This window comes from Bradyrhizobium sp. JR3.5, from assembly GCF_054057015.1.
This window is the reverse complement of record NZ_JBSRYV010000002.1, coordinates 5,581,540-5,602,869: the sequence shown is the minus strand read 5'-3', so window position 1 is coordinate 5,602,869 and position 21,330 is coordinate 5,581,540. Positions and strand designations below refer to the sequence as shown.

Sequence of the window (21,330 nt, the reverse complement as noted above, 5' to 3'; positions counted from 1 at the left end):
GGTTGGCCAGTCCACTTCCCTGTGGAGGAACTGATACCCAAATCAACTGCAGGCACGGATTGATGTAATCTCTCGTGCGCTGCAGCGGGAGTGACGCATGATGAATGCATCGGTCACTGATTTCCTCGCAACCGAAGCGCAGTTCGGCACCCACAATTACGAGCCGATCGGGGTGGTGCTGTCCCGCGGCGAAGGCGTCTGGGTCTGGGACACCGATGGCAACCGGTACCTCGACTGTCTCTCCGCCTATTCGGCTGTGAGCCAGGGCCACTGTCATCCGAAGATCCTGGCAGCAATGATCGAGCAGGCGCATCGACTGACGCTGACCTCGCGTGCCTTCCACAACGACCAGCTCGCCCCCTTCTATCGCGAGCTCGCGGAGCTGACCGGGTCGCACAAGGTACTGCCGATGAACAGCGGCGCCGAGGCGGTGGAGAGCGCGATCAAGTCGGTGCGCAAATGGGCCTATGAGGTCAAGGGCGTGCCGGACGGGCAGGCCGAGATCATCGTCTGCGAAAATAATTTTCACGGACGCACGCTCGGCATCGTCGGCTTCTCGACCGACCCGGGATCCCGCGACCATTTCGGTCCGTTCGCGCCGGGCTTCAAAATCATCCCGTTCGGCGATGCCGCGGCGCTCGAGCAGGCGATCACGGCGAACACCGCGGCTTTCCTGGTCGAGCCGGTCCAGGGCGAGGCCGGCGTCATCATTCCCCCGCCTGGCTATTTCGCCCGCGTGCGCGAGCTGTGCACCGCGCGCAACGTGATGCTCGTGCTCGACGAGATCCAGACCGGGCTCGGCCGCACCGGCAAGCTGCTCGCCGAGCAGCACGAGGGCATAGAGGCCGACGTGACGCTGCTCGGCAAGGCGCTGTCGGGCGGCTTCTATCCGGTGTCGGCGGTGCTCTCCAACAACGCCGTGCTCGGCACGCTGCGGCCGGGCCAGCACGGCTCGACCTTCGGCGGCAACCCGCTTGCATGTGCGGTGGCACGCGCAGCGCTGCGCGTGCTCGTCGAGGAAGGGATGATCGAGAACGCGGCGCAACAGGGCGCGCGCTTTCTCGCCGGATTGCAGGACATCCGCGCCAACGTGATCCGCGAGGTGCGCGGGCGCGGGCTGATGCTGGCGATCGAATTACACCCGGAAGCCGGCGGCGCCCGCCGCTACTGCTCGGTGCTGCAGGCGCGTGGCATCCTCGCCAAGGACACCCACGAGCACACCATTCGCATCGCCCCGCCGCTGGTGATCACGGCCGATCAGGTCGACTGGGCGTTGGAGCGGATCGCGTCTGTCCTCACGCAGGATGTCTCATGACGGTTCCCTGCGTCGGAAGACCGCAGCACCGGCCGTGGCCAACTAGAACGATTTCGACGTCTGCGCGTTGAAGCCTTGTGGGCAGGGATGGACAGAGAGCCATGCTCATGCCTCCCCGCGGTATTTGTCTTGCTGTGCTTTTGGTTGGTGCCTCGATGCTGTCGGCGAGCGGCGCTGCCGCCCAGCCACACAAGGTTGGAGCGCCCGGCGGGGCACGTCCAGCCGAGCCACCAGCAATGGCGCGTCCCGCGCCGACGGTACACGCCGCCCCGCCCGCAATGGCGAGACCGCCTGCAATGGCTCGGCCACCGGCGATGGCACGGCCGGCAGCACCCGCGTTCCATGCCCCGCAGCGACCGGCGATGGCGCCGCGCCCGGCACCGCATTTCGCCGCACCGTCGGTGCGCCAAGCCCCCCATATCGCTGCGCCGCGGATCGCAACGCATCGACCCGAATTCCGTCGTGGGGCCCCGCTGCAGCGTCAGGCTCCGCATATTGCCGCGCCATCACGCCCGAGCGTACCGTCGCGCTTGAGCGAGCGACCGTCACCGACGGATCGAGTTCAACAGCGCGCGCAGCAGCATCAGCAATTGATCCAGCAACGCCAGCAGGCGGCGCAGCAGCGGCAGCGTGACGCGCTCTCGCACCAGACCGCGGAGCGGCAGACCCGGATCGATCGCCTGCAGCAACGCGTGCAGCAATTGCAGTCGCAAAAGGTCGAAGGCGCACGCGCGCAACGCGTCCATGACCGCGCGCTGCAGGCGCAGAGCCGCCTGTTGCAGCGCGAGCAGCGCTCACAGCAAGCCGACCTTGCCCGTCAGCAGCGATTGGCGCCGGCAACAACGGTTGGGTCCGCCGCAACAACGGTTGGGGCCGCCGCCGCGACCACGGCCGCGACGCAGGCGGCCCAGCGCGAGCGATTTGCCGCACGCTTCCGCGACCAGACAGGTGCGCAAAGCCAGGCGGCGCTTGCGGTGCGCCAAGGCGGCTGGGCGCCCCGGAATGCCTGGCGACGCGGCCACCGCGCGGCGTTCGTGGCGTGGCTTGGCCCGGTGTTCCTGCCTTACGCCTATTCGGACATCTTTGACTACACGTTCTGGTCCTATGCCTACGAGCCCGGCTATTGGGCCTACGCCTATGACGACTTCGTGGACACCGTGTTCTGGGACACCAACAGTCCCTACTCCGCCTATGCCAGCATCAACCCTGGCGACTATCCGGCCACCGCAGGCCGCGATCGGTCCCGTCAACGCGCCGATACGAGTCCGCAGGCAATCAAGCAGTTATGCGGAGAGCCGGACAAGGGCGTCACAGCCTGGCCGCTTGCCGACATCACGCGGGCGGTACGGCCGAACCAGCAGCAGCGCGCGCTACTCGACGAGTTGAAGACATCAGCGGCGAAGGCAGCCGATATCTTCAAGGATTCCTGCGCGGACGGCTATGCCATGACGCCAACCGGCCGCTTGCGGTCGATGCAAAACCGCATCAGCGCCACGCTAGAGGCGATCAAGATCGTGCGGCCGGCCCTGGAGAATTTCTACAGCTCGCTCAGCGACGAGCAACAGGCCCGCTTCAATGCGCTCGGTCCACATGTCGGCGAGCGTTTGCCGGAACAGCAAACGACCGCGCAATCCGCGAATTGCGGCGATTCGAAATCCGACATGGCCCAACTGCCGATCAACAGGATCGAGGCCTCACTTCATCCGGCGGGCAAGCAGAAGGAAGCGCTCGACCGTCTGAGCGATGCGACCAAGAAAGCTATAGCGGACCTGCAGGCAGCCTGCCCGAACGACGTGCCGCTGACGCCAGTCGGCCGGCTGGAGGCAATGCAGCACCGGCTCGAGGCCATGCAGAAGGCCGCGAATTTGATCGAGCCTGCACTGGACAAGTTCTATGCCATGCTGAGCAGCGAGCAGAAGGCCCGCTTCAACACGCTGCAGCAGGTCGCGAGCCCCTGAGACGGCCGGCCGGCGATCTGGTCGCCGGGCGCGCCGGATGTCGGTCCCCATCTTGCCTTTGCGGCCGCCGCGCAGCAATGTCTGGCACCAGCATGCTGATGCGATGCCGAATGACGGGGCGGGAATGAAGCGCGGTTGGATGAGGACTGGCGAGCTACGCGAACGCTGGGGCGATTCCTTGCTGACCGTGCTCACCATCCTGATCCTTGTGATGATGTTCCTGGTGGCGCCCCTGCAGGCGCTCGGCCTGTTCGAATTCCAGATTTTCGAGCTGTTTCTCGCGCTGTTCCTGGTCGGCGGCGTATTCCTGATGTCGGGCAGCGCAATTGCGGTCACCGCGATGCTGGTTGCACTCGCCATGATCGTCACGGGCGGGATCTTGCGGCTGCGCTCGCCCTCGATCCTCGACCTCAATCTGTTCGCGGGCTCGTGGCTGATCGTCGGCATCACCCTGGCCGTGACGGTGGCTCGTGCGACATTTGCGCCGGGCCGCGTGACCTATCATCGCGTGATCGGCGCCGTCTTGCTCTATCTCTCCGTTGCCGTGATCTTCTCGGCACTCTACACCTTCATCGGCACGCTGCTGCCGAAGGCCTTTTCCGGGATGAAGATGGAGGACAGCCCCGCGCTGGCGAACGAGCTGATCTATTTCAGCTTCATGACGCTGACGACCACGGGCTATGGCGACGTCGCTCCGCTGCATCCGATCGCACGCAGCCTATGCAATCTCGAGGCGATCTTCGGCCAGCTCTATCCCGCAACGCTGCTGGCGCGGCTCGTGACGCTGGAGATCACGCACAGCGATCAGGATTCCTAAAGCGCAGCGGCGCTGACGGGATCGACCAAATTTGCTGCATGGCATCTCTTTACCAGGCCTGCGAGCCGATGTGGCCGGCCGGGCGGCTATCTGAACCGCAAGTTTGCGCGGGAGAGCTGGCTGATCGAGGAACATCCCATCAGCCGCATGTCCCGCACCAGCTCCGCCTGCAGCAGACCAAGCGCCCGCTCGACTCCGGCCTGGCCGGCCGATGCCAGCGGATAGAGATAGAAGCGTCCAAGGCCGACGGCCTTGGCGCCGAGCGACAGCGCCTTCAGCACATGGCTGCCCCGCTTGATGCCGCCGTCCATCATCACATCGATCCGGTCGCCCACGGCATCGACGATCTCGGCCAGCTGATCGAACGCCGCCCGCGAGCCGTCGAGCTGCCGGCCGCCGTGATTGGACAGAATGATGCCGGTGCAGCCGATCTCGACCGCGCGTTTGGCATCATCAACCGACATGACGCCCTTCAGGCAGAACTGGCCATTCCACTGCCGGACCATTTGCGCGACGTCGTCCCAAGTCATCGCCGGATCGAGCATTTCCGTGAAATAACGCCCGATCGACATCGCACCGCCGCTCATATCGACATGCTCGTCGAGCTGCGGCAGCTTGAAGCTCTCATGGGTGACGTAGTTGATGGCCCATGCCGGCTTGATGGCGAATTGCAGCATGCCGCCGAGCGTGAGCCTGAAAGGAATCGAAAACCCGGTCCTCAGGTCACGCTCGCGGTTGCCGCCGGTGATGCTGTCGACCGTCAACATCATCACGTCGACGCCGGCCTGCTTGGCGCGCTGCATCATCGCCGTGTTCAGGCCTCGGTCCCGGTGAAAATAGAACTGATAGACCTGCGGCGTAGCGTAGGCCTTGCGCAATTCCTCCAGGCTCACGGTACCAAGCGAGGACACGCCAAACATCGTCCCGTATTTCGCCGCGGCGGCGGCGACGGCCCGCTCGCCCTGATGATGAAACAGACGCTGCAGCGCGGTCGGCGAACAATAGAACGGCGTCGCCAGCTTCTGGCCCATCACGGTGACCGAGAGATCCACGTTCTCGACGCCGCGCAGGACATTGGGCACCAGATCGCAACGCTCGAAGCTCGCGGTGTTCTGCCGAAGCGTCGCTTCATCGTCCGCCCCACCGTCGATGTAGTCGAAGATCGGGCCCGGAAGCCGCCGCCTCGCCAGTTCGCGGAAATCATGGAAATTGTGGCAATCGCTCAAACGCATGTCGTGCTCCGAAGGTCCGGACCGCGGAGTTCAACGGCCCCCAGTGCCGTTTACGCCCACAGCATTCGGAATAACGGGCACGCCTCGCCTTGTCCACCGAACCGGTGGTCGGGTCAAACCACCGAGCGGTGCCGCTCGATGCAGGTCGTCAGGACCGCATCCATCGGCTTCGTCCACCAGTCATTCGAGAAGATCTCGATCTCCGAATAGCCGACGAAGCCCTGCGCTTCGACCATCGCACGCACGGATTTGACGTCGATAATCCCATCGCCCATCATGCCGCGATCGTTGAGGATGTCCCTGGTCGGCACCAGCCAGTCGCAGACGTGGAACGCGAGCAGCCGGTCCTTGCCGGCGCGCGCGATCTGGCTCTTGAGTTCGGGATCCCACCAGATGTGATAGACGTCAAGCGCAACGCCGATCGCGCCGGTGCGGCCGGGATCGAGCGCATCGCAGATGTCGAGCGCATGTTTCGTGGTGTTCACGCAGGCGCGGTCGGCGGCATAGGCCGGGTGCAGCGGTTCTATCGCGAGCGGCATTTTGGCCTGTCTTGCATAGTCCAGCATCTCGGCGATGCCGTCATGCACCTGGTTGCGCGCTGCCGTGATGTCCTTCGAGGCCGCGCTGCCCGGTCGCGAATATTGCGGCAGGCCGCCAGCCACGAGCACGATGCAGGGAGCGCCGAGCGCCACCGCCTCGTCGACCGCCCGTCGGTTGTCGTCGCGCGCCTTGCTGCGATGCGCGCTGTCCGCCGTGAACATGCCGCCGCGGCAATAGCCTGAGAGATCGAGGCCGGCGTCCTTGACCGCACGCACGGCACGGTCGAGGCCGACACCAGCGACCTGGTCGCGCCAGGGATCGATGGCGCGGATGCCGTGGCGTGCGCAGGCCTCAATGATGGCGATGAGATCGCCCTGCTTGCGGACGGTCGCCGTGTTCAGCGACAGCCAGCGATGGTCGTTGGAAAAGTCGCGCATCAGGCGTCGATGCCGCGTGTCGCCAGGATCGCCGTCATCCGGCGCGTCGCGGCTTCAGGATTAGCCAGCAGCCCTGCTTTATCGGCGAGCCGGAACAGCTCGGCGAGATGCAGGGTCGAGCGCGCGCTCTCCTGCCCACCGACCATCGTGAAATGATCCTGGTGACCGTTGAGGTAAGCCATGAACACGATGCCGGTCTTGTAGAAGCGCGTCGGCGCCTTGAAGATGTGGCGCGACAGCGGCACCGTTGGTCCCAGCACGTCGTGGAAGCCGGCCTCGTCGCCGGCGGCCAGCCGCGACAGCGCATAGGACGCCGCCGGCGCAATGGCATCGAAGATTCCGAGCAGCGCGTGGGAAAATCCCTTGTCGTCGCCGGCGATCAGCTCGGCATAGTTGAAGTCGTCGCCGGTGTACATCTTCACGCGCGGATCGAGCCGCCGCCGCATGTCGATCTCGCGCTGCTTGTCGAGCAGCGAAACCTTGACGCCGTCGACCTTGGCGGCATTGGCGTTGATGATCGCAACCGCCGTGTCCATCGCCTCGTCGAGATCGGCCGTGCCCCAGTAGCCTGACAGAGCCGGATCGAACATGTCGCCGAGCCAGTGGATGATCACGGGCTCGCGGACCTGCGACAGGACGCGGTCGTAGACCTTCGCGTAATCGTCCGCATTCCTGCCGAGCTTTGCCAGCGCGCGCGAGGCCATCAGGATGATACGGCCGCCGGCCTTCTCCACGGCTGCGATCTGCTCCTCATAGGCACGGATCACGTCGTCGATCGACCTGGCGTCTTCCGCCGCAAGATGGTCGGTGCCGGCGCCGGAGAACACGAGCGCGTTGCCTTTTGCCCTTCGCCGCTCTCACCGAGCGCTGGATCAATTCAAGGGAGGTCGCCCAATCGAGGCCCATGCCACGCTGGGCGGTATCCATCGCCTCGGCAACGCCAAGGCCGAGGTCCCAGACGTGCTCACGGAACGCGATCGTCTTGTCCCAGTCGATCGCGGCCGTCAGCCAGGGATCGACGTCGGCGCGCGGATTGGCGACCACATGGGCGGCAGAGAACGCGACGCGGTTCAGCGTGCCCTCGAGCTTCGCCGGAAACGTCCGCGACGCCGCCAGGCGATAGGTCTCGAGACCGCCATCGGCGGTCGGCAGCTTCAGCGACAGCGACGATATCGGCAGGACCGGCTTGTTCATGACAAAGCCCCTTCTCAGACCACGATCGGTGCGACGTCGATCCAGCGTCGCTCCTTCCAGCTCTTCAGCGCGCATTCGGAGAGCTGCACGCCCTTGGCGCCCTCGAGCAGGGTGTATTTGTAGGGCGCATCCTCGCAGACATGGCGGATGAACATCTCCCACTGCTCCTTGAAGCCGTTGTCGTAGACGACGTTCTCGGGGAGCTTCTGCCAGTCGGCGTAGAAATCATGCAGCCGCTTCTCGTCCGGATTCCACACCGGCCGCGGCGTCGCCTGACGCGCCTGGATCATGCAGTCGGTCAGGCCCGCCACCGCCGAGCCATGGGTGCCGTCGACCTGGAAGGTGACGAGATCGTCGCGGTAGACCCGCGTCACCCAGCTCATGTTGATATGGGCAATCACGCCGCCTTTCAGCTTGAAGGTGGCATAGGCGGAATCGTCGGCGGTCGCCTGGTACTGCTTGCCCTTCTCGTCATAGCGCTCGGGGATATCTGTCGTCCCGATGCAGATCACGCTCTCGACTTCGCCGAAGAGATTGTCGAGCACGTAGCGCCAGTGGCAAACCATATCCAGAATGATGCCGCCGCCATCCTCGGCGCGGTAGTTCCACGACGGCCGTTGTGCCTCCTGCCAGCCGCCCTCGAACACCCAATAGCCGAATTCGCCGCGCACCGAGAGCATGCGGCCGAAGAAGCCGGAATCGCGCAGGAAGGCGAGCTTCTTCAGGCCGGGCAGGAATAGCTTGTCCTGCACCGTGCCGTGCTTGAGCCCCCTGGCATTGGCGAGCTTCACGACCGCAACGGCTTCTTCGAGATTGGTCGCGATCGGCTTCTCGCAATAGACATGCTTGCCGGCATTGATCGCCTTGGTCAGCAGCGAAGGCCGCGCCTGCGTCGTTGCTGCGTCGAAGAACACGGTGTCGTGTTTGTCGGCCAGCGCGCGATCGAGATCGGTGGTGTGGCGCTCGATGTTGTAGCGTTTGGCCAGGCTAGCGACCTTCTCGGCGTCGCGGCCGACCAGGATCGGATCGGGCATGATGCGGTCGCCGTTCCCGAGCTGCACGCCGCCCTGCTCGCGGATTGCAACGATCGAGCGGATCAGATGCTGGTTGAGACCCATCCGGCCCGTAATGCCGTTCATGATCAGGCCGAGGCGCTTGGTCGTCATGCTGTCTGCTCCTGCGAAACGCGTTGTGTGGGCCGCCTGAGCGGCTGCATGGTGGACCAGTCCGGATGGATCGAACTGGCAAAGCCCGGCGCCGCGGCGATCGACCCCGTCAGCAGATCGCCGTCGTGGATCGCGAGGCGGACCTTGCCGCCGGCGCGCGTGTAGAGATCGGGATGCGCGGTGAGAAAGGCATCGGCCTCGTCGGCCGGGGTGTCGGCAAAGCCATTGACGTAATGATGCCCGTTGCGCTCGGCATGGGTGACGCCGATCAGCGCCCCGAGCGCGAGATCCTGCTGCACGCCGAGCCCGGCCTGACAGGTCAGATCCTCGCCGCTGATGAAATATGGGCCGCCATCGGCGCTCCACGCCGCCGCGCGCGTGGCATTGATGATCGACTTGTAGATGCCCTTGCACGATTTCGAGGAGATGCCGCGATAGCCGAGCGCCCGCGCCTGCGGGAACGCATTGTAGGAATCGTCGGCTTCATCGATGATGAAGCTGCGCGCGCCCAATGCCCCGAGCGGCGAGGCTTTGGTGATGTCGCGCGGCATCGGCTGCTCGATATAGAGCAGGTTTGCCGCGATCGGTTCAAGCGCCGCATCGTGGTCGAGCCGGTCGACCAGCGCGCCCAGTGCGGCGAGGTCGGCATACTGCTCGTTGGCGTCGAGCGTGACCCTGGTGGCGTAGGGCAGCCTTGCGAGCTCGCTGCCGATCCGCGCCAGCCGCGCTGCGTCATGGGCGGGATCGCCGTTCAGCTTGAGCTTGAAATAGCGCGCACCGGCGTTCTCGCCTGCGTCGACGACGCCGCCCTCGCCTTCAACCGTGTCGTCCATCCCGACCGTATGCCTGACGGCGACACGATCGAGCCGCTTGCGGGTCGCAAGGAACCGCGCGATGGCCGCGTCGTCGAGATCGGGCGTCAGCCGTGCGTCGATGCCAGCGATATTGCCGGTCATGCCATCAAAGACGTTCGCGCCGGCCGCGCGCAACAGCGCATCCAGGATCGCCTTGTCGATCTCGGCCGGGCCAAAGCCGGCGGCGAGCGGCGGAATGTCTTCCGCGGCGCAGGCCGCAACCTGCGGGCCGATACACCTGGCGTGCAGCCCGAACGCGGTCTCAAAACTCTGGTTCGCCAGATAGAGCTCGCGGGCAATCGCAAGCGATCGGCGAAGGCCGTCGAGCGACTGCGCCTCGGTCAGATGCGGCCGCTTGTCGAACCATTTCGGCGCCAGCATTTCGGCGCTCGCGCCGGTCGCGCGGCCCTTGCCTTCCACCTCGATTTCGACCCGCACGAACAACTGCGTCGACGCGGTGATCGTCACGGCGCCGAAGCGGAACGGCCGGGCGAACACCAGCGGCCGTTCGAAGAAGGCGATATCGTTGACTTTGAGGCGAAGCGGCATTGGAGACTCGGGTGTTAGTCCAGCGACCCCTGCGTGAAGAAATGCTTCCGGATCCGTTGCACCAGTTCGGTGAAGACGGGATCGGACATCGTCTCGAGCGAGCGCGGCCGCGGCATCGGCACGTCATAGATCGCGGCGATCGCTCCGGGCCGCTCGGTCATGACAAGCACCCGGTCGGCGAGGAACACGGCTTCGGGAATCGAGTGCGTGATCAACAGCACGGTCTTGCCGGTCTCGCGCTGGATGCGCATCAGCTCGACATTCATCCGCTCGCGCGTCATGGCGTCGAGCGCGCCGAACGGCTCGTCCATCAGCATGATCTTGGGATCATGCACCAGCGCGCGGCAGATCGAGGCGCGCTGCTGCATGCCGCCGGACAGCTGCCAGGGCAGCTTCTTCTCGAAACCCTCGAGCCCGACCAGCTTCAGCAACGCCTTGGCGCGGGCAAGATACTTGTCCCGCGGCAGCTGCTTCATGTCGATCGGCAGCATCACGTTGGAAAGGATGTTGCGCCACGGCAGCAGCAGGGCATTCTGGAACACGATGCCGACATTGCCGTGCGGCCTGGTCACGGGCTCGCCGTCGACCAGCACCTCACCCGTCGTCGGCGGCAACAAACCCGAAATCATCTTGAGCAGCGTGGACTTGCCGCAGCCGGAGGGCCCGACCACGACAAAGAACTCGCCGTCATTGATGGTGAAATCGAGTGGCCGCAGCGACGGCACGTCGCCGTCGCGCGAACGGTAGGTCTTCGATACGCCCGACAGCTTGATGCCCGGCGTGGCACCGGCCGCGCGGTCAGATACCAGGCGCAGATGCGCGGCGGGCTGCTCGGCAGCGCTCTTGATCGCCGATTTCATGGCTTATGAATTACCCTTCGGCAGATAGTCGTTGGTGTAGAACGCCTTCGGATTGGCCTTGGCCTTGGCGTCGAGGCCGCCATATTCGACCATCAGATTGACCGACTCCGTCATGTTCTGATCGGTGACCTGGAACGGCCGCTTGGTCTTGGTCTCCGACGTGCGATAGAGCGGGATCGTCAGCTCGAAACCCTGCGTCAGCGTGTCGATCTTGCCGCCCTTCGGGTTGGCGTCAAGGATCGACTGCGCGGCCGCCTTCGGCTCTTTCTCCGCAGCTTCCACCGCCTTGGTGGTCGCCGACATGAAGCGGCGGACCAGGTCGGCATTGGCCTTCACATAGTCCGAGTTCGCGATGATGCCCGACGACACCATGTTGATGCCGTAGTCGGCGAACTTGATCGGATAGACGTCCTTGCCGGTGGCGTCCTTGATCTTCATCGACTGGTCCATGACGTAGCCGAGCAACAGATCGGCCTGGCCGTTGATGACGGCGTTGAGCTTGGTCTGGCCGTCGCCGGCAACGGTCTGGAAGTCGCTTTCCTTCAGCCCGGTCTTCTTCAGGAACAGTGGCCAGATCTGCGTCATCGAATCCGCCGGGGTGATCGCGACCGTTTTGCCCTTTATGTCTTCGGGCTTCCTGATGTTCTTGTCGACGAAGCCCATCGCCGACATCGGGCTGGTCTGCAACAGCACGCCGGTGGCGATGACCGGCGCGCCCTTCACCGCGGCGCGCATCATCGTGGGCACGTCGACATAGCCGAAATCGGCGGTCTTGGCCGCCACCGCCTGCGTGGTCGCGGCCGAGCCGCGGCCTTCCTGGATCTCGAGGTCGATGCCCTCAGTGGCATAGATGCCCTTGGCCTTGCCGTAATAGAACGGCGCGTGCTCGCCATAGACGTACCAGTTCAACATCAGCACGACCTTGTCGGCCGCGGACACGGGCGCCACCGCAAGCGCGGTCCAGGCCAATGCGGCGCCGGCGACCGCAATCAAACGCTTCATGGTTGTTCTCCCTTTATTGTTCCGCGGTCCTTGTGTGGGCCGCTTGTCCGGTTGCTGCGCTAGGACGCGAAGATGATGTCGTCGCGCTGGCTGACGTGCCAGGGGATCACCAGCCGTTCGATACGGTCGACCATCCAGAACAGGATGACGCCGAGCAGCGCCAGGATCACCAGCGCGGCGAACATCGTCGGCAGGTCGAAGGTACCGATCGAGCGCTGCATCACGTAGCCGATGCCGGAATTGGAGCCGACGAACTCGCCCACCACCGCGCCGACCACGGCGAGCGTCACCGACACCTTGAGGCCGGAGAAGATCGCAGGCATCGCGTGCGGCAGGTTGACCGCGCAGAACACCTTGAAGCGGCTGCCTTGCATCGCGCGCGCCAGGTCGACCATGTCGGGATCGACGGACTTGAAGCCCTGCACCGCCGAGACCACGACGGGGAAAAAGCCGAGCAGGAACGCCGAGATCACCTTGGGGATGATGCCGAAGCCGAACCACACCACGAACAGCGGCGCGATCGCGATCTTCGGCACCGATTGGGAGAACACCAAGAGCGGATAGACGTAGCTCTCGACCGTCTTCGAGCCCGCGATCAGCATCGCTGTGGGAATGCCGAACAGTGCCGAGAGCAGGAAACCGCAGATCGTCGCATAGGTGGTCGGCCAGGACTGCCGCAGCAACTCCGGCCAGTCGCTCCACAGCACCGCGACGACGTCGCCGGGCGACGGGATCTGATAGGCCGGGATGTGGAACAGCCGGATCACGAGGTCCCAGGCCACCACGATGACCACCAGGAACAGGAACGGACGTACCCACGCCGCATTCAGCACCTTCGACACGCCCGAAGGGCTTTTTGCCTCCGCCACGTCACGCTCCCTTCTAGTCGCTCTCGTTCGTGTAGAAATTAACCCGTTGGATAAATACTGTCCAGCCCCTGACGCGCGGCAAAATCACGCCGAAGCACGCTACTTTCGTCAGGCGAGATTTTTGATCGTCGGTAGCCCGGATGAAGCCAACGGGTCGCGCGAACGCGCGCCCGATGGCTCCGTCGGGCTACGGCGTCATTGCGAGCGGAGCGAAGCAATTCATTTCCTCCGCGTGTTGCGGCATGGATTGCTTCGTCGCTCTGCTCCTCGCAATGACGGTCGTGGCGAGCTCGGGAACTTAAACCACGCGGTGTTCCGCGGCGTGCCACACCGGCATCGCGCCGAACGCTGCGGTGGACTTGCCGGTCAGCGCCGCCAGCACCAGCGCGGTCATGTGCTCGAGCCGCTCGTCGCGGGCGTCCTTCTTGAGCAGGTCGCGGCCGAAGATCACGCTCAGCGTGGCGCTGTTGGAGAGATAAAAGAACGCCATCCCGGCGATCGAGATATAGAGTTGCACTGGATCGACTGCGTCGCGGAAATCGCCGCTCTCGACCCCGCGCGTCACCACGGTGCGGATCATCTCGACAAAGGGCGAGTGCATCGACTTGACCTTGGTCGAGCGCTTCAGGTGCTTTGCCTTGGCGAGGTTTTCCGTGTTCAGCAACGCCAGGAACTCGGGATTGCGCAGAAAATAGTTCCAGGTGAAGTGGATCAGCCGCGCGATCGCCTCGGGCGGGTCGAGATGCTCGAGATCGAGCGTGCGCTCCTCGGCGCGGATCTTCTCGTAGGCACCCTCAAGCACCTCGAGATAGAGATCCTCCTTATTGCCGACGTGGTAGTACAGCATGCGCTTGTTGGCGTCGGCATTGGCTGCGATGCGGTCGACCCGCGCGCCGGCGAGGCCATGGGCGGCGAATTCCTGCTTGGCCGCCTCGAGAATCCGCAGCCGCATCCCCTGGGGGTCACGCTGCCATCTCTGTATCCGCTTTGCTTTGGCCAAATCGATCGCCCGTGATGCTGAATTGATGAATGTAGCATGACGCGCGGCGTTTGAGAACGAATGTTGTCGTGACGGCCATGCGGGAATATTTCTCGCAGCGACAGCTTTCGTCATTCCCCGGTGCGCAATTGCGCACCTGAGGGCGCGCCCCCTGGCGCGAGCCCGGAATCCATTGATCCGCAGAGCATGTGGCTCGATAGATTCCGGGCTCGTGCTACGCACGCCCCGGGACGACCAAGGAAATGCCCGCGGTGCACGCTGTCGTGACGACGCGCGCATGAAACGCGGCCTAGTCTGGCTTTCCCTGCGAGGGCTGCACCAGGAGCGTCGGCACGCTGCACGTGCCGTTGCGCACCGTCATCACGCGCGTGCCGGGCTTGCGGCCGGTGCGAATCTCCGAGACGTCGACGCCGGCGGCAACCAGCCGCGCGCGCGTAGCATCGATATCGGTGACGCGCCAGCAGATGCCGCGCAGCCGGTCCGGCGCGTCCGTCTCCGCCTTGTTTTCCTTGGCCGGCCGGTGCGTGACCTCGACCACGAGGTCACCGCAGCGGAAGAACATCAGCCGGCCCCACTCGGGATGCGACCGGTCGAGCGCCATGTCGAGCCCGAGCCGCGCGCCGTAGAGCGCCGCAGCGCGTTCCGGGTCGGCGGTCGAGACCACCACATGATCCATCGCGATGATCGAGGCCGGCGTGGTGCGCACCGATAGCGGCCGCTCCTGCGCCCGCTCCAGGAAGAACATGCGCACCCCCCGCGTCGCATCTGTCGCCGCGCGCGTGCGCTTCCACGACAGCGTGGCGCCGCTGGTCTCATCGCGGCTCTCGACCTCGGCGACGGGCTCGGGGGCTTCAGGGTCAGCCGCTCGAGCCTGCGGTGTGTCCTGGCGATATCGCTGGTGCGGAAGCAGAGGCTTGCAAGCCCCTCGCCTTGTGTGACGAGCGCACTGCGGACGCGCTGGGCGGCATCGTCATCACCACGCGGCGCCATCAATTCTAGCGTCGTGTTGTCGAGCGTGAACAGCACGCGGTCGGCGCCGTCGCCGCTGTTGCGCCAGGCCGGCGCCCGCGCGAACAGCGTCTCGTAGGCGGCGCTGGCGGCAGCAATGTCGCTCGTGAGGACGACGACATGATCGAGACCGGTAATCATGGCTCTGGCCTCCCTGAATCTGCCGTCATTGTGCTTCTCCTTCGAATCCCGGAACCGCGGCCTGCCGCCGGCCGTTATGCGGCATACCAGAACAGGCCGGCACATCCATCATCTCTACCTGTAAACCAAGCAGGGTTGCGAATAATTTCAGCGATATCGGCCGATCAGCGGTGCTAGTCTGATGTTCGGCCGGGACCACACCAAGCGATCACGGGAAGCGAATGCAGGCTCTCTTCATTGGACAGACCTATATCGACGTCACCTTCATCACGGATCACATGCCTGTCGGCGACGAGAAGCACGTTGCGGACGCCTATGCGGTGTCGTTCGGCGGCAACGCGGTGACCGCGGCATTCTGCTGCGCCAAGCTCGGCATCGAACCGGACCTGATCGCCACCATGGCCAATGACTGGCTGGGACGGATGTTCTGGGACATGGCCGACAGGTACGGTATCTCGTTCCATCCCCGCAAGGTGAACTCCTCCTCGCTGTCCTTCATCATGCCCAACGACGGCAAGCGCGCCATCGTCCGCTGCCGCGACGACCAGCACATCCACCCCTTTCCGCTGCTGAATATCAAGGGCTGCCGCGCGCTGCACATCGACGGCCACCAGCCGGACGCCGCGATCCATTATGCGAAGCTCTGCCGTGAGGACGGTATCCTGACCTCGCTCGACGGCGGCGGCCTGCGCACCAACACCCACGAGCTGCTCGCATTCATCGACGTCGCGATCGTCGCCGAACGACTGTGCGAGCAGATGGACAAGACGCCGGAGCAGATGCTCGACTATCTCAAGAGCCGCGGCTGCCGGGTCGGCGGCATCACCATGGGTGAGCGCGGCCTGCTCTGGTACGACGAGGCGGGCACGGTGCAAACGCTGCCGGCACTGCCGATTCCGCGCAAGCGCGTGATCGACACCAACGGCGCCGGCGACGTCTTCCATGGCGCCTACATCTATTCCTATCTCGCCAATCCCGGCAAAGCCTGGCATGACCACTTTGAGTTCGCGCGCGCGGCGTCGACCTACAAGATCCAGAAGCTCGGCAACGAGGCCGGCCTGCCGACGCTGGCCGACATCGAGGCAGTCAAGCAGGAGTTCGGCGCCGCGGTCTGACAGGACGGAGTGGGGTTAGGCATGGGGCGCGTCTTCGTCGCCGGCAGCATCAATATGGACGTGGTGGCGACCGCCGAGCGCCATCCGCGGATCGGCGAGACCGTCGCCGGCGAGGCCGTGCTGTATTTTCCGGGCGGCAAGGGCGCCAACCAGGCGGTAGCATCGGCCAAGCAGGGCGTGCCGACCACGCTGGTCGGCCGGCTCGGCACCGATGCGTTCGGCAAGGAGCTGCGAACCTTCCTTGCCGCGCAGGGCGTCGATCTCACTTTCGTCAAGGACACCGGCGGCACGCATTCAGGCACGGCGATCATCACGCTTGCCAATGCCGACAACACGATCGTCGTCGTGCCGGGCGCCAACGGGCTGGTCGATGCCGATGATGTCGCAGCCCCCGTGCTTGCGAAGGGTGACGTCGCGGTCAGCCAATTCGAGATCCCGCTGCCGACGATCGCCGCATTCTTCAGCCGCGCCCGCGCTGCCGGTGCCACCACCATCCTCAATCCGGCGCCGGCGAAACAGGCCGACAAGGCGCTACTCGATCTCGTCGACGTCCTGATCCTCAACGAGACCGAGCTTGGCCTGCTCACGGGAGCGGAGCTGCGCGACAGCGACGACCCCTCCCGCTTCGCCGAGGCGGCCCGAACCTTGGGGCGTGGCAAGACCGTCTGCGTCACGCTCGGCAAGCGCGGCGTGCTGGCGCTGGTCGAGGACCAACCGCTGCTCGTGCCCGGACGCGAGGTCAAGGCCGTCGACACCACAGGCGCCGGCGATTGCTTCGTCGGCGCCCTCGCCTCGCAGCTCGTCATCGGCAAGCAGCTCGGCGACGCGCTGGCTTACGCCAACATTGCCGCCTCGATCTGCGTGCAACGGATGGGGGCCGCGCCGTCGATGCCGACGGCGCGCGAGGTGAAGGACGCTCTCTCTACACGTCGTCCCGGCGAAGGCCGGAACCCATAACCACCGGCTACAGTTTGGGGCACGCGCATAGTGACTGCGTTCATCTCCGCCAATAACCGCCGCGGAGTATGGGTCCCGGCCTTCGCCGGGACGACCAGGGGTTAGGAAAGCGCACTCTTCAAATCAAAGCTCGCATCCGCCGCCTGCTCCGGCGTGATCGAACCGCCCGCGCCGAGCAGCCGCCGGCCGAACATGTGATCGCCGGCGCGATTGACCGACTCGATGCCGAGCAGCCTGTCGCCGCGATAGCAGAACGCCGAGAATGCGCCCTGCGCGCGGTCGCCGCGGACCACGACGCGATCGTACCCGGTGGTGAGACCCGCCATCTGCAGCTTATCGGGGCCCTGGTCGCTCCAGAACCACGGCAGGCCGTCATAGACCTCGGTCTTGCCGGTCAGCCGCGACGCCACGCAGCGCGCATGGTCGGTCGCGTTCTGCACCGACTCCAGCCGCAGCGACCCGCCAAAGCGCTTGCTGGTGTAGAGCGCGCAATCGCCGATCGCGGAGACATTCGGATCGGCGGTCGAAAGATGCTCGTCGACGATGATGCCGGATGCGACCGGCAGGCCGGCCTCCGCGGCGAGCTCGACATTCGGCAGCACGCCGACGCCGACCACGACGAGATCGGCCGGGATATGCGTGCCGTTGCTCAGGCTGACGCCGGTGACCTTGGCGCCATCAGCCTCGATCGCCGTGACCTGCACCCCGAGGTGGATCCGGATGCCGGCCGCGCCGTGGCGCGACTGCGAGAACTCGGAGATCTCCGCAGTCACCGCGCGCGCCATCACGCGCGAGGCGAGCTCGACCACGTCGACCTCGAGGCCCTTGGCTCGCGCGGTGGCGGCGAATTCGAGCCCGATGAAGCCCGCGCCGATCACGACGACGCGCATGCCGGGTGTGATCAAGTCGCGCAGCGCCTGGCTCTCGTCCAGGATACGCAGGTAGCGGACGGCGTCGAGCCTTGCGTTGGGAATATCGAGCAGCCGGTTCCGCGCGCCAGTCGCGAACACCAGGTGGCCGTAGTCGAGCGACGTGCCGGAGGCGAGCGCCACCTTCCGCGCGTTGCGGTCGACCGCATGGGCGTGATCGGTGATCAGCTCGATCTTGTTGTCCTGGTAGAACTTGTCGGGCCGGAACATCAGGGTTTCGGGCCCGCCGGTCCCCTTCAGATACGCCTTTGACAAAGGCGGCCGCTGGTACGGCAAATGGCCTTCGTCATTGATCAGGGCGATGCGCTCGGCGAAGCCGGCCTGGCGCAGCGACGCCGCGAGCTGGAAGCCGGCATGTCCGGCGCCGACGATGATGACCGAGCCTGTCATCGGAACAACCCAAATACGCGCGAGCAGGAGTGACCCATGCCGTTTCCTCTTGTCGATGTTAGCTTGCGTGCCCCGTCACCACAGCGCTCGTGTCTGCGTACCGAAGGCGCGAGCTATTTGGCCCCATGGCTCGCGCTGATGCAAGGGGGTCTCCGGCAAATCTGGCCACCCGAAAAGCCCCCTCCGAGCCCCTGCCGGATTGCCACAGCTCCCGCCAAGGCCTTAAATGTCCGGAAATAACAAGCCCAAGGTCTTCAAAATGCCCGATCCCGCCTCCCCCAACGACCCCGCTTTGCTCCGCATCGACGGCGCCATCGCGACCATCACGCTGAACCGGCCGGCCGCGTTCAACGCGATCGACATGACGATCGCCAAAAAGCTCGAGCAGCTCGGCGCCGAGGTCGAAGCCAACAAGGACATCCGCGTGCTGGTCATCGAGGGCGAAGGCCGCGCCTTCTGCGCCGGCGGCGATCTGCAGACCATCGCTGCTGCGACCGAAGCCAACAACATCGCGCCCGTGGTCGGCGAGATGCTTCACCACTATCACGCCTTCATCGAGACGGTTCGGCGGATGCCGAAGATCGTGCTGTCCAGCGTGCACGGTTCGGCGGCCGGCGCCGGCATGGGCCTCGCCTTCGTGACCGACCTGTGCATCGCCGCGGAGGATGCCCGCTTCACGCCCGCCTATGCCAAGATCGGCGTATCGCCGGACGGCGGCAGCACGGTCGGCATCGTCGGCACCGTCGGGACGCGTCGCGCTCTGCAGATTTTCCTCGCCGAGGATGGCTTCACCGCGCAGCAAGCCTATGAATGGGGACTGGTCGTCAAGACCGTCCCCGCGGCCGAGCTGAAGGCGGCCACCCGGCAGCTCGCCGAGCGCCTGGCGAAAAATCCGCCGGCCGCGATCGCGGGGACCAAGTCGCTGGTCTATCAGGCCGCCACCACGCCGACCAAGCAGCAGCTCGATGCCGAGGAACACAAGATCATCACGTCGATGCATACCGACGATTTCCGCATCGCGGTGAAGAAGTTCACCAGCAAGTCGAAGTAGAGGGTGGGCTAGTCTAGTTCGGGCAGATGTATCCGGTGCCGCCGGGTGCCTTGAAGCAACCGACCGATTCCGGGATCACCTGCTTGGGCAGCCACAGCACGACCTTCGGGAAATAGATCGTGAAGCAGATCGTGACCAGGAACACGACGTAGATCGGCAGCGCCGCCCGCAGCGCTTTTCCGAAGCTGATGCCGACGAATTTCGAGGCCATCAGCAGCACCAGCCCGTAGGGCGGCGTGATCAGGCCGAAAGCGAGCGTCGCGATCAGCACGACGCCCATATGCACGCCATTGATGTCGCCCGCCTGGGTCAGTGCGTTCACCAGCGGCATGAAGATGATGATGGTCGGCACCGGCTCGATGAAGTCGCCGACCACGGTGAACAGCAGCACCATCAAGAGCATGATGAGATGCGGATCGTTGCCGGCGATCGAGGTGATCCAGTCGGCGATGTAGATGGCGCCGCGCAGATAGGCCAGCATCCAGCCGAACGCGTTCGCCGCGCCGATCGTTATCAGCGGCAGCGAGAAGATCAGACCGGCCAGGCAGAAGTCATACGGGATCTTTTTCAAGTGCCCGCGGTTCAGCGCCGGGATCACAACGAGGATGATGTAGGCGACCGCCACCACGCCGGCCTCGGTCGGCGTGAACCAGCCGGTCAGGATGCCGCCGAGCAGGATCACCGGGATCATCAGCGGCAGCGCGGCGTCACCGGCGGCGAACGCGATCTGGCGCAGCGGCGCTCGCGGCTTGCGCAGACCCGACGGGCCGAAGAAATAGCAATAGATCATGAGCCCGAAGCCGATCATCAGCCCGGGAACCACACCCGCCATGAACAGGCCGGCGATCGAGACGTTGCCGACCGCGCCATAGACCACGGCCGTGATGCTCGGCGGCACCAGCGCCGCGATCGTCGAGGCCGAGGCGATGATCGCTGCGATGAAGGCCGGCTCATAGCCCTCCCGCCGCATCGGCCCGCCGAGCGCCCTGCTCATCACAGCGACATCGGCGGTGGTCGAGCCCGACATTTCCGAGAAGAACATGCTGAACACGACGACGACCTGCGACAGCCCGCCCCTGATATGACCGACCAGCGAGACCGACAGGTTGGCAATGCGGACCACGACATTCGCCGAGCTCATGAGCTCGCCGACCAGCAGGAAGAACGGGATCGCCAGCAGCGCCTCGGAATCGACGCCGTCAAAGATCTTCTGGATGATCGCGGCGAGCGATACATCCGACAGCATTGCGCCGACGAACACGCCCGCCATCAGCGAGAACGGCACCGGCACGCCGAGATAACCGAAGAACAGGAAGCAGGACGACATCAACACCAGCACGACCGGTGCGCTCACGGCTGCACTCCCGTGGTCGCACTGGTGTTGATCGCGGGAATCGCAAGATCCTCGTCCGGCGGCTCCGGATGCTCAAATCCGTTGCGGATGCCGTTGACGAGCTGCTCGACCGTGAACAGGCCGATCAGGATGCCGGACAGCGGGATCACCGCATAGAGTGATGCGATCGGCGTTCCGGACGGCAGCCGGAAACTGCCGAAGCCGCGAAGGTAATTTTGATAACCGTACCAGACCAGGCAAAAGGCGACGCCCAGCACCACTAGCCTGATGACGATCTCGACGACCAGCCGCGACTTGCCGTGCATCGCCTCCGAGAGCGCGGTGAGATAGAGATGGTCGTTCCGCCTGGTCGCGACCGCGGCACCAATGAAGATCGCGTAGATGAACAGCGTCGAGGTCACCTCCTGCAGCCACAGCCAGGGATGACCGATGGTGCGGGTGACGATGTCGGCGGTGACCGAGAGCGAGAAGCCGAAGCACAACAGGCCGCACAGCATCATCAGGATCAGCTCGAGCCGATCCAGCGCCCGCCATTTCAGATGCCGCTGCCGTTGCAGCACCAGTCTGTCGGCGATAGCCATGGCTCAAATTT

At 64.9% G+C, this 21,330-nt stretch carries 18 protein-coding genes and 2 pseudogenes; 6 read left to right on the top strand and 14 right to left on the bottom strand.

Translation table 11 applies throughout. The features are described from left to right. Positions 1–100: 100 nt before the first annotated feature. Positions 101–1,315, top strand: coding sequence for an ornithine--oxo-acid transaminase (gene rocD, locus ACVWW1_RS43665; RefSeq protein WP_456660810.1), 1,215 nt, complete (start codon positions 101–103; stop codon positions 1,313–1,315). 545 nt (positions 1,316–1,860) lie between these two features. Here rocD and ACVWW1_RS43660 read toward each other — a convergent pair. Then, positions 1,861–2,004, bottom strand: a complete 144-nt coding sequence (locus ACVWW1_RS43660) for a hypothetical protein (protein ID WP_456660154.1) — start codon at positions 2,002–2,004, stop codon at positions 1,861–1,863. A 3-nt stretch (positions 2,005–2,007) separates the two neighbouring features. Between ACVWW1_RS43660 and ACVWW1_RS43655 the strand changes: the two genes are divergently transcribed. Next, the gene (locus ACVWW1_RS43655; RefSeq protein WP_456660153.1) at positions 2,008–3,273 is read left to right on the top strand and encodes a Spy/CpxP family protein refolding chaperone; all 1,266 of its coding nucleotides are present in this window, start codon (positions 2,008–2,010) and stop codon (positions 3,271–3,273) included. Between the two features lie 139 nt (positions 3,274–3,412). Further along, positions 3,413–4,090, top strand: coding sequence for an ion channel (locus ACVWW1_RS43650; RefSeq protein WP_456660152.1), 678 nt, complete (start codon positions 3,413–3,415; stop codon positions 4,088–4,090). 86 nt (positions 4,091–4,176) lie between these two features. On the opposite strand, the gene ACVWW1_RS43645 is transcribed toward ACVWW1_RS43650, so the two are convergent. The 10 genes and pseudogenes from ACVWW1_RS43645 to ACVWW1_RS43600 form a co-directional block, all read right to left on the bottom strand. Then, the gene (locus ACVWW1_RS43645; protein ID WP_176532719.1) at positions 4,177–5,322 is read right to left on the bottom strand and encodes an alpha-hydroxy acid oxidase; all 1,146 of its coding nucleotides are present in this window, start codon (positions 5,320–5,322) and stop codon (positions 4,177–4,179) included. Positions 5,323–5,435: 113 nt separating this feature from the next. Further along, the gene (locus tag ACVWW1_RS43640; protein ID WP_456660151.1) at positions 5,436–6,299 is read right to left on the bottom strand and encodes a sugar phosphate isomerase/epimerase family protein; all 864 of its coding nucleotides are present in this window, start codon (positions 6,297–6,299) and stop codon (positions 5,436–5,438) included. Beyond that, positions 6,299–7,493: pseudogene (locus ACVWW1_RS43635) on the bottom strand (dihydrodipicolinate synthase family protein). Before ACVWW1_RS43635 ends, ACVWW1_RS43640 begins: the two are co-directional and overlap by 1 nt. Positions 7,494–7,507: 14 nt before the next feature. Next, on the bottom strand, positions 7,508–8,659 hold the full coding sequence (locus ACVWW1_RS43630; RefSeq protein WP_456660150.1) for a Gfo/Idh/MocA family protein: 1,152 nt from the start codon (positions 8,657–8,659) through the stop codon (positions 7,508–7,510). Then, positions 8,656–10,062, bottom strand: a complete 1,407-nt coding sequence (locus ACVWW1_RS43625; RefSeq protein WP_456660149.1) for a hypothetical protein — start codon at positions 10,060–10,062, stop codon at positions 8,656–8,658. Before ACVWW1_RS43625 ends, ACVWW1_RS43630 begins: the two co-directional genes overlap by 4 nt. Positions 10,063–10,076: 14 nt before the next feature. After that, positions 10,077–10,922: an ABC transporter ATP-binding protein gene (locus ACVWW1_RS43620; RefSeq protein WP_176532724.1), complete on the bottom strand. Its 846-nt coding sequence runs from the start codon at positions 10,920–10,922 to the stop codon at positions 10,077–10,079. A gap of 3 nt (positions 10,923–10,925) precedes the next feature. Next, positions 10,926–11,924, bottom strand: a complete 999-nt coding sequence (locus ACVWW1_RS43615; protein WP_456660148.1) for an ABC transporter substrate-binding protein — start codon at positions 11,922–11,924, stop codon at positions 10,926–10,928. A gap of 59 nt (positions 11,925–11,983) precedes the next feature. Next, positions 11,984–12,793, bottom strand: coding sequence for an ABC transporter permease (locus tag ACVWW1_RS43610; protein ID WP_456660147.1), 810 nt, complete (start codon positions 12,791–12,793; stop codon positions 11,984–11,986). Positions 12,794–13,091: 298 nt separating this feature from the next. After that, entirely contained in the window at positions 13,092–13,745 is a 654-nt protein-coding gene (locus tag ACVWW1_RS43605) for a TetR/AcrR family transcriptional regulator (RefSeq protein WP_456660146.1), read from the bottom strand. Positions 13,746–14,082: 337 nt separating this feature from the next. Next, positions 14,083–14,942: pseudogene (locus ACVWW1_RS43600) on the bottom strand (VOC family protein). 221 nt (positions 14,943–15,163) lie between these two features. Between ACVWW1_RS43600 and ACVWW1_RS43595 the strand changes: the two are divergent. Together ACVWW1_RS43595 and rbsK are read left to right on the top strand one after the other, a co-directional pair. Beyond that, complete coding sequence (locus ACVWW1_RS43595; RefSeq protein ID WP_456660145.1) at positions 15,164–16,057, top strand: sugar kinase; 894 nt, start codon at positions 15,164–15,166, stop codon at positions 16,055–16,057. Positions 16,058–16,078: 21 nt separating this feature from the next. Beyond that, complete coding sequence (rbsK, locus tag ACVWW1_RS43590; protein ID WP_456660144.1) at positions 16,079–17,014, top strand: ribokinase; 936 nt, start codon at positions 16,079–16,081, stop codon at positions 17,012–17,014. A 101-nt stretch (positions 17,015–17,115) separates the two neighbouring features. Here rbsK and ACVWW1_RS43585 read toward each other — a convergent pair whose 3' ends face one another. Further along, complete coding sequence (locus ACVWW1_RS43585) at positions 17,116–18,333, bottom strand: NAD(P)/FAD-dependent oxidoreductase (protein ID WP_456660143.1); 1,218 nt, start codon at positions 18,331–18,333, stop codon at positions 17,116–17,118. Between the two features lie 259 nt (positions 18,334–18,592). Here ACVWW1_RS43585 and ACVWW1_RS43580 point away from each other — a divergent pair, with 259 nt between their 5' ends. Next, positions 18,593–19,384, top strand: a complete 792-nt coding sequence (locus ACVWW1_RS43580; RefSeq protein WP_456660142.1) for an enoyl-CoA hydratase/isomerase family protein — start codon at positions 18,593–18,595, stop codon at positions 19,382–19,384. 13 nt (positions 19,385–19,397) lie between these two features. Here ACVWW1_RS43580 and ACVWW1_RS43575 read toward each other — a convergent pair whose 3' ends face one another. Both ACVWW1_RS43575 and ACVWW1_RS43570 read right to left on the bottom strand, forming a co-directional pair. Further along, positions 19,398–20,738: a TRAP transporter large permease gene (locus ACVWW1_RS43575; RefSeq protein WP_456660141.1), complete on the bottom strand. Its 1,341-nt coding sequence runs from the start codon at positions 20,736–20,738 to the stop codon at positions 19,398–19,400. After that, positions 20,735–21,319, bottom strand: coding sequence for a TRAP transporter small permease (locus tag ACVWW1_RS43570; protein ID WP_456660140.1), 585 nt, complete (start codon positions 21,317–21,319; stop codon positions 20,735–20,737). Before ACVWW1_RS43570 ends, ACVWW1_RS43575 begins: the two co-directional genes overlap by 4 nt. Between the last annotated feature and the right edge of the window lie 11 nt (positions 21,320–21,330).

Coding starts and splice junctions, on each gene's coding strand:
- ACVWW1_RS43580 (WP_456660142.1), top strand. CDS start 18,593: ATGCCCGATCCCGCCTCCCCCAACGACCCCGCTTTGCTCCGCATCGAC.
- ACVWW1_RS43570 (WP_456660140.1), bottom strand. CDS start 21,319: ATGGCTATCGCCGACAGACTGGTGCTGCAACGGCAGCGGCATCTGAAA.
- rocD (WP_456660810.1), top strand. CDS start 101: ATGAATGCATCGGTCACTGATTTCCTCGCAACCGAAGCGCAGTTCGGC.
- ACVWW1_RS43645 (WP_176532719.1), bottom strand. CDS start 5,322: ATGCGTTTGAGCGATTGCCACAATTTCCATGATTTCCGCGAACTGGCG.
- ACVWW1_RS43630 (WP_456660150.1), bottom strand. CDS start 8,659: ATGACGACCAAGCGCCTCGGCCTGATCATGAACGGCATTACGGGCCGG.
- ACVWW1_RS43640 (WP_456660151.1), bottom strand. CDS start 6,299: ATGCGCGACTTTTCCAACGACCATCGCTGGCTGTCGCTGAACACGGCG.
- ACVWW1_RS43620 (WP_176532724.1), bottom strand. CDS start 10,922: ATGAAATCGGCGATCAAGAGCGCTGCCGAGCAGCCCGCCGCGCATCTG.
- ACVWW1_RS43585 (WP_456660143.1), bottom strand. CDS start 18,333: ATGACAGGCTCGGTCATCATCGTCGGCGCCGGACATGCCGGCTTCCAG.
- rbsK (WP_456660144.1), top strand. CDS start 16,079: ATGGGGCGCGTCTTCGTCGCCGGCAGCATCAATATGGACGTGGTGGCG.
- ACVWW1_RS43615 (WP_456660148.1), bottom strand. CDS start 11,924: ATGAAGCGTTTGATTGCGGTCGCCGGCGCCGCATTGGCCTGGACCGCG.
- ACVWW1_RS43625 (WP_456660149.1), bottom strand. CDS start 10,062: ATGCCGCTTCGCCTCAAAGTCAACGATATCGCCTTCTTCGAACGGCCG.
- ACVWW1_RS43650 (WP_456660152.1), top strand. CDS start 3,413: ATGAGGACTGGCGAGCTACGCGAACGCTGGGGCGATTCCTTGCTGACC.
- ACVWW1_RS43595 (WP_456660145.1), top strand. CDS start 15,164: ATGCAGGCTCTCTTCATTGGACAGACCTATATCGACGTCACCTTCATC.
- ACVWW1_RS43605 (WP_456660146.1), bottom strand. CDS start 13,745: ATGCGGCTGCGGATTCTCGAGGCGGCCAAGCAGGAATTCGCCGCCCAT.